This is a genomic window from Stenotrophomonas sp. SORGH_AS_0321 (assembly GCF_031453215.1).
GTDB lineage: Bacteria > Pseudomonadota > Gammaproteobacteria > Xanthomonadales > Xanthomonadaceae > Stenotrophomonas > Stenotrophomonas chelatiphaga.
Map to the genome: position 1 here is coordinate 1,526,528 of NZ_JAVIZG010000001.1, position 12,940 is coordinate 1,539,467.

The 12,940-nt window shown below is 59.0% G+C and carries 12 protein-coding genes and 2 tRNA genes; 7 read left to right on the forward strand and 7 right to left on the reverse strand.

Annotated elements, in window-relative coordinates; all coding sequences use genetic code 11:
• Positions 1–3: 3 nt before the first annotated feature.
• From pheT to QE373_RS06625, 6 genes are all read left to right on the forward strand, one after another.
• The gene (gene pheT / locus QE373_RS06600; protein WP_309684878.1) at positions 4–2,385 is read left to right on the forward strand and encodes a phenylalanine--tRNA ligase subunit beta; all 2,382 of its coding nucleotides are present in this window, start codon (positions 4–6) and stop codon (positions 2,383–2,385) included.
• 28 nt (positions 2,386–2,413) lie between these two features.
• The gene (locus QE373_RS06605; RefSeq protein ID WP_042612988.1) at positions 2,414–2,713 is read left to right on the forward strand and encodes an integration host factor subunit alpha; all 300 of its coding nucleotides are present in this window, start codon (positions 2,414–2,416) and stop codon (positions 2,711–2,713) included.
• On the forward strand, positions 2,694–3,050 hold the full coding sequence (locus tag QE373_RS06610) for a MerR family transcriptional regulator (RefSeq protein ID WP_042612987.1): 357 nt from the start codon (positions 2,694–2,696) through the stop codon (positions 3,048–3,050). Before QE373_RS06605 ends, QE373_RS06610 begins: the two co-directional genes overlap by 20 nt.
• Before the next feature lie 68 nt (positions 3,051–3,118).
• A tRNA-Pro gene (locus QE373_RS06615) sits at positions 3,119–3,195 on the forward strand.
• A gap of 313 nt (positions 3,196–3,508) precedes the next feature.
• The gene (locus QE373_RS06620) at positions 3,509–4,495 is read left to right on the forward strand and encodes an ABC-three component system protein (RefSeq protein WP_309684888.1); all 987 of its coding nucleotides are present in this window, start codon (positions 3,509–3,511) and stop codon (positions 4,493–4,495) included.
• Positions 4,496–4,699: 204 nt separating this feature from the next.
• On the forward strand, positions 4,700–6,481 hold the full coding sequence (locus tag QE373_RS06625; RefSeq protein ID WP_309684891.1) for a DUF2326 domain-containing protein: 1,782 nt from the start codon (positions 4,700–4,702) through the stop codon (positions 6,479–6,481).
• Positions 6,482–6,758: 277 nt separating this feature from the next.
• Here the strand turns inward: QE373_RS06625 and QE373_RS06630 are convergent, their stop codons facing one another.
• Together QE373_RS06630 and QE373_RS06635 are read right to left on the reverse strand one after the other, a co-directional pair.
• Entirely contained in the window at positions 6,759–7,025 is a 267-nt protein-coding gene (locus QE373_RS06630; RefSeq protein WP_309684894.1) for a hypothetical protein, read from the reverse strand.
• A gap of 310 nt (positions 7,026–7,335) precedes the next feature.
• Positions 7,336–8,433 carry a tyrosine-type recombinase/integrase gene (locus tag QE373_RS06635; protein ID WP_309684897.1) on the reverse strand — a complete coding sequence of 366 codons (1,098 nt, stop codon included), beginning with the start codon at positions 8,431–8,433 and terminating at the stop codon, positions 7,336–7,338.
• A gap of 431 nt (positions 8,434–8,864) precedes the next feature.
• On the opposite strand from QE373_RS06635, the gene QE373_RS06640 reads away from it, so the two are divergent.
• On the forward strand, positions 8,865–9,401 hold the full coding sequence (locus QE373_RS06640) for a hypothetical protein (protein ID WP_309684901.1): 537 nt from the start codon (positions 8,865–8,867) through the stop codon (positions 9,399–9,401).
• Positions 9,402–9,645: 244 nt separating this feature from the next.
• On the opposite strand, the gene QE373_RS06645 is transcribed toward QE373_RS06640, so the two are convergent.
• The 5 genes from QE373_RS06645 to QE373_RS06665 form a co-directional block, all read right to left on the reverse strand.
• On the reverse strand, positions 9,646–9,894 hold the full coding sequence (locus tag QE373_RS06645; protein WP_309684904.1) for a hypothetical protein: 249 nt from the start codon (positions 9,892–9,894) through the stop codon (positions 9,646–9,648).
• Positions 9,895–10,124: 230 nt separating this feature from the next.
• Complete coding sequence (locus tag QE373_RS06650; RefSeq protein WP_309684907.1) at positions 10,125–10,334, reverse strand: hypothetical protein; 210 nt, start codon at positions 10,332–10,334, stop codon at positions 10,125–10,127.
• Positions 10,307–10,380, reverse strand: a tRNA-Gly gene (locus QE373_RS06655). The genes QE373_RS06650 and QE373_RS06655 overlap by 28 nt, the downstream gene beginning before the upstream one ends.
• 483 nt (positions 10,381–10,863) lie before the next feature.
• The gene (locus tag QE373_RS06660) at positions 10,864–11,973 is read right to left on the reverse strand and encodes a DUF4062 domain-containing protein (protein WP_309684910.1); all 1,110 of its coding nucleotides are present in this window, start codon (positions 11,971–11,973) and stop codon (positions 10,864–10,866) included.
• 276 nt (positions 11,974–12,249) lie between these two features.
• Entirely contained in the window at positions 12,250–12,615 is a 366-nt protein-coding gene (locus QE373_RS06665) for a hypothetical protein (RefSeq protein ID WP_309684913.1), read from the reverse strand.
• Between the last annotated feature and the right edge of the window lie 325 nt (positions 12,616–12,940).

A 12,940-nucleotide genomic window follows, 5' to 3' on the forward strand; every position in this document is an offset into this window, starting at 1 on the left:
AACATGAAATTCTCCGAAAACTGGCTGCGCAGCCACGTCCCCACCACCGCCTCGCGCGATGAGCTCAGCGCCGTGCTGACTGCCATCGGCCTGGAAGTGGAAGAGGTCGACGCACTCGGCGGTGGCCTGGACCACGTGGTGGTCGCGCGCATCGTGGAAGCCGTGCGCCACCCCGAAGCCGACCGCCTGCAGATCTGCCAGGTCGATGCCGGCCGCGGCGAACTGCTGCAGATCGTCTGCGGCGCGCCGAACGCGCGTCCGGGCCTGGTCGCTCCGCTGGCGATGGTCGGTGCGCAGATCGGTGCGTTGAAGATCGGCGCGGCCAAGCTGCGCGGCGTGGATTCCAACGGCATGCTGTGTTCGGCCAAGGAGCTGGGTCTGGATTCCGATGCCTCCGGCCTGTTCGAACTGCCTGATGATGCCCCGGTGGGGCAGGGGCTGGTGGAGTACCTCGGCCTGCCCGACGCCAGCATCGAGATCAAGCTGACCCCCAACCGCGCCGACTGCTTCAGCGTGCGTGGCATTGCCTTCGATGTGGCGGCCGCCACCCGCAGCCAGGTGGTGCCGTTCGCCGCCGATGCGGTGCCGGCCACCGGCGCGCGTGAACTGGCGATCGAGCTCAATGCCGGCGCCGAAGCGCCGCGCTACCTGGGCCGTGTGATCGAAGGCGTCAACGCTGCCGCCAGGACCCCGCTGTGGATGGCCGAACGCCTGCGCCGCAGCGGCGTGCGTCCGGTGTCGCTGCTGGTGGACATCACCCAATACGTGATGCTGGACCTGGGCCAGCCGATGCACGCCTATGACCTTGGCACGCTGAGCGGACCGATCGGCGTGCGCCGTTCGCGCGCGGGCGAAAGCTTGAAGCTGCTCGATGGCCGCGATGCCGCGCTGGACGACAGCTTCCTGGTGGTCACCGATGCCGACCGTCCGGTCGGCCTGGCCGGCCTGATGGGCGGCTTCGACACCCGCGTCACCGATGCCACCACCGATGTGTTCCTGGAAGCGGCGCACTTCGCGCCGGCGGCGATCATGGGCCGCGGCCGCAAGCTGGGCCTGCACACCGATGCCGGCCATCGCTTCGAACGTGGCGTGGATCCGGCGCTGCCGCGCGCGGCCATCGAGCACGCGACCGCGCTGGTGCTGGAACTGGCCGGTGGCACCGCCGCACCGGTGACCGAAGCACTGCGCGCGGAAGACCTGCCGTCGCCGTCGCCGATCGCGCTGCGCCGTGCACGCATCACCCGCGTGCTGGGCATCACCATCGACGACGCCGAAGTGGAGCGCATCCTGCGCGCGCTGGGCATGGACGTGGTGGCAGCGGGCGAAGGCTGGCAGGTCACCGCGCCGAGCCGTCGTTTCGACATCGCCATCGAAGAAGACCTGATCGAAGAACTGGCCCGTATCCACGGCTACGAACAGATCCCGACCACGCTGCCCGGCGGTGCCGCGCGCGTGGCGATGCCCACCGAAACCCGCCTGGAAGAGCTCAGCGTGCGTCGCCAGCTGCTGGCGCGCGAGCTGCAGGAAACCATCAATTTCGCCTTCGTCGATGCGCAGCTGCTGCAGCAGTGGCAGCTGGTCGACAACCTGGTGCCGCTGGCCAATCCGCTGTCGGCCGAACTGGCGGTGATGCGTCCGGCGCTGCTGCCGGGCCTGGTCGCCACGCTGGGCCGCAACGTGGCCCGCCAGGCCGGTCGCGTGCGCCTGTTCGAGATCGGCCGTGCGTTCGCCGCGCAGGCCGGTGAGGGGGCGCCGGCGCCGCTGGAAACCCAGCGCGTGGCCGCCGTGGTGTGTGGTGATGCCGATGCCGAGCAGTGGGGCCTGGCCGCGCGCAAGGTGGACTTCCACGACCTGAAGGGCGACCTGGAAGCCCTGGCCGCCGCCAGCGGTGCCGAGCTGACCTTCAAGCCCTCGGCGCAGCCGTACGGGCACCCGGCGCGTTCGGCCGATGTGTACCGCGGCGAGGTGCGCCTGGGCTGGATCGGCCAGATCCACCCGCGCCTGGCCAAGGCGATGGACATCGACGTGGACGTGTACGCGCTGGAGCTCGACCTGGCGCCGTTGGCTGCCCGTGAACTGCCGCGTGCCAGCGAGCTGTCGCGGTTCCCGGCCGTGCGCCGCGACCTGGCCGTGCTGGCCCCCGATGCGGTTGCCTGGACCGATCTGGCGGCCACGGTCAGGCTGGCCGCCGGGCCGCTGCTGCGCGAACTGAACCTGTTCGACCGGTACGTCGGGCAGGGGGTCGAGCCGGGCTTCAAGAGTCTCGCTATGGGCTTGATTTTGCAGGACAAGTCGCGCACTCTGACGGACCGCGACGTGGACGCGGTGGTGACCGAGGTGGTCGCCGCCATCGAGCGTGAACACCACGCCCGGATCCGCGGTTGAGCGGGCAGCACCCAGGGGTAAGCAGGCGATGGCACTGACCAAGGCTGAAATGGCCGAAAAACTGTTCGACGAAGTCGGCTTGAACAAGCGTGAAGCCAAGGAATTCGTCGACGCGTTCTTCGATGTGCTGCGTGAAGCATTGCAACATGGACGTCAGGTAAAGCTGTCCGGCTTTGGCAACTTCGACCTGCGGCGCAAGAACCAGCGCCCGGGTCGCAACCCGAAGACCGGTGAGGAAATTCCGATTTCCGCCCGCACGGTAGTCACCTTCCGTCCGGGCCAGAAGCTCAAGGAAAGGGTGGAAGCGTATGCTGGATCCGGGCAGTAACAGAGAGCTTCCGCCGATACCGGCCAAGCGCTACTTCACCATCGGTGAGGTCAGTGAACTGTGCGACGTCAAGCCGCACGTGCTGCGCTACTGGGAGACCGAGTTTCCCAGCCTGGAGCCGGCCAAACGCCGCGGCAACCGTCGCTATTACCAGCGCCATGACGTGCTGATGATCCGGCAGATCCGCAGCTTGCTGTACGAACAGGGCTACACGATCGGCGGTGCGCGGTTGCGGCTGGATGGCGCCGATGCGCGTGGCGAAGCCGCGCTCAGCCAGCAGATCATCAAGCAGGTCCGCGTGGAACTGGAAGAAGTGCTGCAACTGCTTCGCCGCTGATTCTTTTTTCGCGTTGATCCGCTATACTTCACGGCCCGCTTCAACGGCGGGGCAACATCGCAGATATTCGGGGCGTAGCGCAGCCTGGTAGCGCATCTGCCTGGGGGGCAGAGGGTCGTCGGTTCGAATCCGGCCGTCCCGACCAATTTGTGATGAAAGAACAAGGGCTTGCACTTTCTAGTGCGGGCCTTTTTTCTTTTTACACCCTATTACCACCCTATTCCCACCCTTTAGTGCCTTCAAGCTTGGACCTCGCGCTCAGGCCAGCGGTGACAACAAGCGCGCTGTCAAAGGAGCGTATTTTTCGGTACGTGGGACATGAGAGCACTTGAACGACTACTCGCACTATCCGGACTTCCTCAGAACAAGTGATAGAATCGGGAGTGGAGCTGCCCTTCGGGGTGCAAAGGATGCGGGCGGGACTCTCCAGGTGATGCTGGGAACCCCTTGATAGCACCATGGATCTGCAGGAGAGGCTGCTGGTGAAACGGAGTCACTTGTTCGAGCTTTGCTCGCATCACCTTGCCGTTCTATGCACGAAAGTAGAGATGCAAGGCAAGCTCAATGTCTTGAATCTCCACGTGCACTGTGAAAACTTCTACGCGACTCTACTCAACCTCTTATTTGGGCATCAGCTCAAGAATTTGAACGCAAGCGTGCAAAATGCTGCCGGCGTCGATCTGGTCGACGACGTTGCGAAACTGTTGCTACAAGTGTCTGCCACGGCGTCTCGAGCGAAGGTGAACTCCGCGCTTGGGAAGGATCTGGCCATGTACGCAGGTCACGGATTTCGATTCATGTCCATCTCCAAGGATGCCTCTAAGCTTAGATCTGGCTCGTACACGAATCCGCATAAGCTCCTATTTGATCCAGCGCTTCACGTTTACGATGTCCCGCACCTCCTTAAAGTGATCCAAGGTCTTGGCCTTTCTGAGCAGAATGCAGTATATGAGCTTCTTCGAGAGGAACTTGGGGAATCTGGACACGCGCTGGTGGAAACCAACCTTGCGTCCGTGATCAACATCATTGCGAAGGAGGACCTCAGTGAAGGTGCGAGCAGTGAGCTTGTCGCTGCGTTCAACGTCGATGATAAGGTTGCGTTTAACGGCCTTGATGGTGCATCGGGTGTAATCGACGATTACATTATTTTCCATCCCAAGGTTGATAGGATCTATGCTGAGTTTGACAACGCGGGATGCAATAGAAGTCGCTCGGTACTTGATGCATTCCGTGCCACTTACCTCCAGCTCAGTAAACAGTACTCAGGTGATGAGCTTTTTTTCCAGATTACAGAGCATGTGATTGCGCAAGTGCAAAAGAGTGCCAATTACGTAGAGGTTCCGCTTGATGAGCTTCAGCTGTGTGTCAATGTTCTCGCGGTAGACGCCTTTGTCAGATGTAAGATCTTCAAGAAGCCTAGTGGAGCTACAAATGCTGCTTCCTGACAACGTGCGTCCAGAGAACACGCTGGTCTTCAACGGTGCAATGATCATTAAGGCCTTGAAGGAGCTGGGGTCCGCTGGCCTTCTAGAGCTCTACTTCGAGGCACGGCAATACGGTGGTATGACAATGCCTATCTTTGTGCTCTCGCTAGACTGGTTGTATTTAGCGAGCTGCGTAGAAATCAATGGCCAAGGGGATTTGGTTTTATGTTCCTAAGGTCCCTTAAGATACAGAACGACCACCGAGTCATTCGGGAGATAACCTTCCATGCGGGGCTCAATCTTATTGTCGACGAGACGCCGGAGGGCGAGCTTTCGAGCACGGGAAATAACGTCGGCAAGACCACTGTTCTCAAGTTGATCGACGTGTGTCTTGGGGCAGACCCAAAGCGTGTCTATACGGATCTCGAGAATCCTAAGGTAGAGTATGGTGAAATTAAGAGGTTCTTGTTCGATACGAACGTTGTTGTCACGCTGGCACTGTGCGAATCTCTCACAAATGCATCAGATCGAGACCTCGTAATTGAACGGAATTTTTTGCCACGAAAGAAGATGATTCGTAGGATAAATGGTCAGTCGATGACTGAGGAAGGTTTCGAGTCATATCTGACTGAGCATCTGTTCCCTGGGCATTTCGGCCAGAAGCCGACGTTCCCTCAGATTACGTCCCATAACGTCAGATACCGAGAGCCTGCAGTAAGTAATACGCTTCGTACGTTGCACGATTACACGCGTGATGATGAATATGAGGCGCTTTACCTATTTCTACTCGGCTGCAATTTCGTCCATGGCAACGAGAAGCAGGAGTTGCTTACGCGACTCAGAATTGAGCTAGCCTTTAAAGCTCGGCTGGAAAGTAAGCAGACTCGCTCAGCATACGAGATATCTCTTCGTCTTCTTCTTGATGACATCAGGGACCTTGAGGTAAAGAGATCCAGATTCACAGAAAGTTCTGATCTCGACGCCAAGATCGCGGCGCTGGGCACTGTAAAATACAGGAAGAACGTCGTTGCCGCAGAGGCCGCCCGCGTGCGCCTACGGCGAGAGCTTGTAAAGGACGCCGCGCAGCAAATGGACACGCGCAGGAGTGGCGTGGATGTTCCAGAGCTTGAGGCGCTTTATGCAGCTGTCTCGGAACAGCTCGGTCCGCTAGTTAAGTCGTTCGATAAGCTTGTTGTCTTTCACAATCGCATGATAGATGAGAAGATTCGCTACATTGCGAAGGACTTGCCCCGTCTTGAGCACGAGTTGGCTGACAAGGAGTCGGAGCTGCGTTCGCTGGCGGCCACCGAAGCCATGTACGTCAAAGAAATATCGCAGAGCGGTGTCGTTGGTGAGCTAGAGAATATCGTCGCTGCATTAAATGACCGGCACCGCCTAAGGGGCGAGTACGAGACGGTGATAGACCAAATTTCAGCGGTCGACTTTTCTATATACGACGTGAGAAATCGTCTGAACGAACTAGATGCCATGCTTTTTTCAGATGCTTCTTGGGCGAAAATTCAAGAGCAATTGGCGAAGTTTAATCGACATTTTTCGGCCGTTTCCGACGAGCTTTATGGCGAGAAGTATGCGCTAAAGGTAGATCGATCAAAGAACCGCAGTGGTCAGCAGATTTTCAAGTTCAGCTGTTTTAATACAAACTTTAGCTCTGGAAAAAAGCAGGGCGAGATTACATGCTTTGACATTGCTTACGCTCTTTTCGCCGACGAGGAGGGTATTCCTTGTTATCACTTCCTTCTGAACGATAAGAAGGAGCTGATGCATGACCATCAGCTCGAGCGAATTGGAAATCTAGTAGAACGCCAATCTGACCATGTCCAATTTGTGGCATCTATACTTCGCGACAAGCTCCCTGAGGCGCTTAACAAGGAAGAGTACATCGTCGTGAAACTATCTCAGGACGACAAGCTTCTTCGAGTTGAGACCCATGGTGCGGACCCAGATGAAGTGGTCAGCGGAGGCGAAGGCAATGGGCAGTATCCGTAACGAAGTGCGTCCGACTGACTTACGCGGAGCTAAGTCTAAGTCGAGCAGTTATCTAATTCGGCAGGTGTGATCGCATTGGTCGAGGAGGGCGCGGAATGGGCAGACGACCGAAGGTTTCGCGGTCTGCCCACGATGGGGCAGCGACACCATCGACTGTGGTGGTGGAAAAATACCGAGTCGACGTTAATGGCCGCCGTCTCGTCGATTGCGAATAATGGCGCGCCCCGCCCAAGTCAGACCGGACTTGTCTAGCGGGGTAGCGCTTCACGCGTAAGACTCAATGGTTCTTCTGCTGCTCCTGCCAAGCAAGAATCGCGGCCAACTCGTGCTGATCGCAGTACCTCGGCGTTGATCGCACGTCAAAAGCACCGTCTGCGATGGCAGCATCGAACGACAGTCGGACTGCTTCGTAGTTAGGGACATGCAAGCGCTTGATCAACTCCAGCACCTGATTGGGATCCGAAAAACGCTTATCTGCCAGCCAAGCAAGGAGCGTCACCAGACCGTCAGGGCCGACAAAACTCGAAAGAGGCAGGTCTGCCAACGAGTAGCCTTTGGTCGCGCGCCAATTTGCTTCATCGTGGCCGCAGGCATTTCTGTGGTCAGGCCGGGGTGACGCGTGGCGATCGTGTACCAATCGGAGTTCGTGGAGCCCACTCTCAAACTGGCCGGCACTGGGCCCGCTAAGCCATTCAACGTATCCAGATTCGACGCTGAGAATCGGTTGCCCACACTGGTCGCACGTCCACGGTGGATTGACTTCTATATTGCCTCCTTGCGTTGTTGTGAGTCTCACTTGTAGCGCGGTCTCGGGTGGCCGACAAGAGGCTAGCCAAGCCTGCCGCGGCGCGGCGTCACCGGCCGAGCGTGAGCGTCGGGGTGACCTCAGTCCACGGCGCATCGTGCCCATCCACGTAATGCTCTGTCATGGATTTTGAGGCGTGTCCCATTAGGGCCTGCACTTCCTCCGTCGTCCAGCCGGCTTCGCGGACCAATGCGCCGCCCAGGCTTCGGATCTCATGGAAGCTTGGTGGGCTGTCGCCGCCCACGCCTGCAGCATCGCGGGCATCCTGGAACGCCCGTGTCAGCTGCTCCGGCAGCACCTGGGTGTGGTGCACGCGCGCTGTGGCGCGCTTATCTGATGGCCGCGCCCGATCGGGGAGGCGGTGGACCACAAACGGGGAAACCACAGAATCGCGGGCCTGTGACAGCAGGGTGGCCAGTTGGTCGCCAACCTTGATCTTAAGCTTCACCAGTGAGGTGCCCTCAGTTTTCTGAGGCACGACCCAGAGAAAGCCGTCACGCACGTCGGCGAGCTTCAGGGAGACGATGTCCTCCCGGCGGAGCAGGGTTACGAGGGACAGGTCCATCGCCAGCCGCAACCAGGGTTCGGCCTTCGCCCAGATGGCGTCGTAGATTTCCTTCGTCAGGCGCGTGCGCTTCCGTTCGTGGGTGAACCGGCGCGTGGCATGAACCGGGTTGGCATCGATCCCCCCCTCCTGAACAGCGCAAGCCATGATCCAGTCCAAGACCAGACGGAACTGCTGCCGGGCACGATCAGGGGGCGTGACGCCGCGGATGAACTCGGCGCAATCCTTCACCGTGACGCCTTCGACCGCCCGCTGGCCAAGGCCGGCCTCGATGCGCCTGATGACGCTCTCGTAGACCTCGGCGGTTTTCGGCGCCCAGCCACGCGCTGGCACGTCATCCTGCCGGAACACGGCGATCGCATCTGCGACGGTTTCCTTCGAGCCGACGACGCGATCGACCAGATCGTTGGTGGGCATCAGCAACGCGTTGAGCTTCTTGGCCGCGGCGAACGCCTTTGCCTTGTCGGTGCCCATCCACGTCTCTTTCCGTGTCACCCGGTGGCGGTGCTTGTACCCGTCCCGGTTGGGGTACAGGTAGGGTGGCCAGCCTTGTTGGCTCTTGCTACGGGGTCGTGGTGCCATCTCAGCCTGCCCTCACTACGGCTTCCACTAGGGAATCCCCATCGGCGAGCCATGCGTGTTCGCCCACCTTCTTGCCCGGGATTTTGCCGGCGCTAAGCCAGCGCAACAAGGTGATCTCCGAGGGGCGGCTGCTCTCTTCGAATTACTTCTCCGGCCAGAGCTGTGTGGTCATCAGGAGCATTTGGGTTCCTCGTTCTGACGGAAGCTGATCGCGCACACCCATGGGCTGCCGTCCCAATCGCCGCCTGTGCTGTCCTACCGTTGGACGAAGGCGCCACGGGGCGATCGGCACTCGTACTTGCCACCGTTTTGGGTGAAACAGCCAAAGATTCCCACTCCCCCCTCGGCCATCGCATCGGCCTCGCTGACCAGGTCGTTCGGATGGATGTAGGTCATGGCAGAATCAGCTCTAACGAGGGGTGAGGTGCGTTATGGACGTGAACTGGGACGCTCTGTCGGCTATCGGAACCGTTGGGGCGGTGGTCGTTTCGCTCGGGCTCGCCCGTGGCCAAGGAAGGAAGGACCGGAAGGCGGAGCGCTCGCGCGGCCGGTGGATCGCACTCGAACTGCGCCAGATCCTGGCTGCATGGCGCGTCAGGGTTGTAAGAGCCAAATCCGCGAGCGGGCCAGACTTGTACTTTTTGCTTGATGACAATGAGTACCGTGATCCGACGGTGGTACCGAAGGAACTTCTGGCTCTCTACGATCAGCTGCATCACCTGGGCGACGATGCAGCGCCGATCGCCGACGCTGTTTGGATGGCGCGCCAACTGGCTCTTGTCCCGGTTCGCGACGCTCTTCGAGGCGACATCTTTCCTCAGGAGGAAGCCGACGAAATTGAGAATGAATTCCGAGAAAAGCTGGAAGGGCTGAGGAAGTATCTGCGCATGTCGGAGATCAACATGAGTTCCATCACCGGCCTCGCTGGACCCGACCGGGAGCGACACGTGTTCGGAGACCCGATCTAGACGATTCACGCCGCCACCCTCATCACAAACAGGTCGATGTCGTCCACGTTGTCCCGCACGAACTTGCGCGCGCGGCGCAGGATCACGGCAGCCTTTGCGGTCACGCGCGCCATGCCCGCCGGAGGCGCACGCCTCCCACTGTCCCAGCGGGTTGTGGTGAGGCAGTCTGATCGTCCGCCGGGTCTGCGTCTTCACGCCCGTCAGGATGGCGCGCACCATGGCGCCGCTGAACAGGATGGGTGGCTCACGCATTGTCCGTCACCTCATGGCCGGGGCAGCCGCCGCCGCTGTAGTCGAAACCCTCGCAGGCCGCGCCAATCGGGATAACCCTACGGCCGGCCTCAAGGTGATCCATCAGCACTTCTCGCGCCTCGTCAGCGCTGAGCTTCCGGCCGGCGCTGGATTCGGTGAACATGCCGGCCAGCTCCCTACGGCTCATGTTGGAGAGGGCGCCACGCACGTCCAGGTGAAAATGGCTGGTGAAGTTAGCCATGGGCCGACTCCGCGCGCAGTGCTTTCACGCAGCGCAACACGATGGCTCGCTCGAAGTTCTCTGTCTTCACTGCTCGATCCAGCTCCGACTGGAAGCGCGTTGCAGCTGCCCGAGCGTTTCTCTTCTTCCTCAGATCAGCTGGTCGGTTCGCGTAGATCTGGGAGCGAACTGCACCGCAGCCGGCGGTACTCGTTGGAGAGCTTTCGCCAGGAGCCACGATTCAAGTGTGTTCAGATCGGGCAATCGCTGATGCGATGCGGGCTGGCATGCGAGCAGGGCCGGTTGGAGAACCCGTGCTGCTGGATCAGTGCGAGGGCTTGAAGCGCAGCAGCTTCTTGCGATTCGGCAATGCTGCAGACATCTCCATATCCGCCTTGCACGTCTGCCGAGGTCACGCCGCCCTGCTTGATGGTGGAGCGGGCCGTGGGAATCGAACCCACCTGGTCACCTTGGAAGGGTGATGCCTGACCAATCGGCCAAGCCCGCAGATGGAAGAACCTGCCGGTGGCCGGGCCCTGATCGTCATCTTGTCGAAATTACGGGAATTCCCGTAGTTCGGAATGGTGGGGTTACGTGGAGTCGAACCACGCGAGGCTTAGTCGCCGGATTTACAGTCCGGCCCAGCGCCAATCTGGCAGCTCGCCCCTGTGCTAGCGCACGAAAAGAAAGAAGCCGCAGGTGATCGAGCCTCCCGAGCTCGAACCTACGGCTTCATATGGCGGGTTACTTCCTTCGCCCACCGTAGCAAGATTGAACTACTTCTGGTTCCCGAATCAACTGCGGGAATGTTGCTTAACGCAGTGCGCTAACGAGATACTCTGCGAGTTTAGTGCTACACGGGAAGAAAGCGGGTACCAAGTCGTCACTGATCGCCGCAACGTTTGCATTGGATCACTCGAGCGCACTCGCGTTGATTCGAAATACTCAGCGCTCGACCGACCTTGAATTCAGTCTAGTGTTGCTACACACCTAGTGAGCTTTAGGCTTCACGGATTTTCGAGAAGGGACCGAGCTTGCCACAGACTGACGCTTAGCTGGCGGCTTGCGCGCTAACTTTGGCTCCGCAGTGTTCTTGATTAGCCGCTTAGCCGCGTCAATCTGCTCTCGAACAATGTCGAGCTCCGCATCTTCGAACATAGGTAAATCGAGGAAGAGTCGCGCCTCGTTTATTTCCGAGAAAGCTCTGCTACTACCAAGGCACATGGGCCTCCGATTTGGAAATAGGCTTTCAACAAATTGCGAGTAGTTTTGGCTGCGTCGCAAGGAACTGCGGATAGCCTCAAGATCCACATTGTGGATGTTATTGATATGCTTTACATAACCGAAGCTTAAGAGTTCCGCGTCCCGCTTCGCTTCGATTAAGCGCGCGTTCTCTTGTTTGATCATCTCGAGAGCATCAGGCTTCTTCGCAGACACGCTCTCAACAATCTGTTCGAGGTATCTTTTCAAAGTTTCGGTTGTCTGCCCAAGTTCCTCAATCTTGGTGCTGAGGTCATGGATCTGCTGCGTCGTCGAGAGGCGGTGAATGAATTCTTGAAAGAGACCAGCCCACTGCTCGCGAAGCCAGTTTTCGATCTCAGCATAACGAGAAAACAGCTTTATCGGATTGTTCTGCTTACGCTGCCGAATCTCTTCGATCAGAACGAATACGTTTATCGAATCCACATGCGCATACTTGATGCCCTCACTATCCTTGTTCTTCAAGTACGTCTGATATTCAGCATCAACGGACGACTCAATCAATATGTAGATAGGGATGTTGCGTTCCACTGCATTAAGGTACTCGTACTTCGTTACTGACTCGTAACGATCAAAGAACTCTTTCTGCCTGCCCTCATCGTTACGGGATGCACTGACCTCAGATCCGTATCTACCGCCAATTATTAGCACATATATATCGCTATTTCTCGCCTCGCGAGAACAAGATTCATCAAGCGGTGAATCTGGCGCATAGGCGATATTGTCTTTCTCCGCAAGCACGGGCTCGTAGCCCATACTCTCGATAAAATTCTCCAGCGATGATCGGAGATGTTTCAAGTCATAATACGTTGAGCTTACGAATACGCGTGGTCTAGCCATAGGTCCCCCTGTTTGCCTGGCAACGGAATCCGGGTCCGACAGCTAGTCTTGTCAACAAGCCGTCGCACGACGAACTTCTTCCTTGATGCGACTAGATATTAGGGCGAGTGGACCCCTGTAACAAGCTTGCTCCTGAGAAGATCAAAGAGGTGGCGCCGAACGTCGCGCCCCAGGTTATGGCGGCGGCCGAGGTGCTCGCAAACGTTAAGAGCCTAACAAACGCGCAGCCTGGATGGAGCCAATCTCTTAGTCTGACTAGACAAGCTAATCGACGGACTATGCATCTAGGAAGAGTCGATTTCGGAATTCCCGGCGCCTGTCTTCAAGACCTTGCCGGACGGTGATCGTTGCGATTCTATAAACAAGTAGATAGTCACCCTTACGCATTTTTACTGCTCGAGCTGCCTCCGCTGAGGGACGCTTGCGCTCTGGCCACACCAGGTCATCGGCTGCGTCCTGCAGCACCAGCCGCAGTCGCCACCGATCTGCCGGGCATTCCAGCCGCAGTGACACGTGGCCGTCATAACGGCGCAGTGCGCGCATCACCCGCTGCAGTGCCAGCCGACCAAACCGGGCCAAGTCCACCCCGTCGGCGCGCAACGCCACCGCCAATGCCGCCGCCTTCGCCAGCGGATCGCGCATCATCCCCAATGCACCGGCAACGTCGGCCGAACTCAACGGGGGCATTGTCACCCTGCCCTCTACGGGCATGCGGTGGCTGCTCGATACGACCATGCGTGTCAGCAGTTCCAGCGGATCACGCGTGCTTTCGGGTCCGGGCCACTTAATGGGCTGGGCTCCAGCGCGCGGTGACACCTCAGGTAGCACTGCCGGGCTGCCTCATCGACGGCGGTGCCGTCGTTTGAGGTGATCAGCGGTCCCTTAGCCCCGCACATGGCGCACGCCACCTGGGCGGTCGATGCACCGCGCCTTGCCGCGTGCACTCGCGCACCAACTCGACGTTCGC

Coding starts and splice junctions, on each gene's coding strand:
- pheT (WP_309684878.1), top strand. CDS start 4: ATGAAATTCTCCGAAAACTGGCTGCGCAGCCACGTCCCCACCACCGCC.
- QE373_RS06605 (WP_042612988.1), top strand. CDS start 2,414: ATGGCACTGACCAAGGCTGAAATGGCCGAAAAACTGTTCGACGAAGTC.
- QE373_RS06610 (WP_042612987.1), top strand. CDS start 2,694: ATGCTGGATCCGGGCAGTAACAGAGAGCTTCCGCCGATACCGGCCAAG.
- QE373_RS06620 (WP_309684888.1), top strand. CDS start 3,509: ATGGATCTGCAGGAGAGGCTGCTGGTGAAACGGAGTCACTTGTTCGAG.
- QE373_RS06625 (WP_309684891.1), top strand. CDS start 4,700: ATGTTCCTAAGGTCCCTTAAGATACAGAACGACCACCGAGTCATTCGG.
- QE373_RS06635 (WP_309684897.1), bottom strand. CDS start 8,433: ATGGCACCACGACCCCGTAGCAAGAGCCAACAAGGCTGGCCACCCTAC.
- QE373_RS06640 (WP_309684901.1), top strand. CDS start 8,865: ATGGACGTGAACTGGGACGCTCTGTCGGCTATCGGAACCGTTGGGGCG.
- QE373_RS06645 (WP_309684904.1), bottom strand. CDS start 9,894: ATGGCTAACTTCACCAGCCATTTTCACCTGGACGTGCGTGGCGCCCTC.
- QE373_RS06660 (WP_309684910.1), bottom strand. CDS start 11,973: ATGGCTAGACCACGCGTATTCGTAAGCTCAACGTATTATGACTTGAAA.
- QE373_RS06665 (WP_309684913.1), bottom strand. CDS start 12,615: ATGCGCGATCCGCTGGCGAAGGCGGCGGCATTGGCGGTGGCGTTGCGC.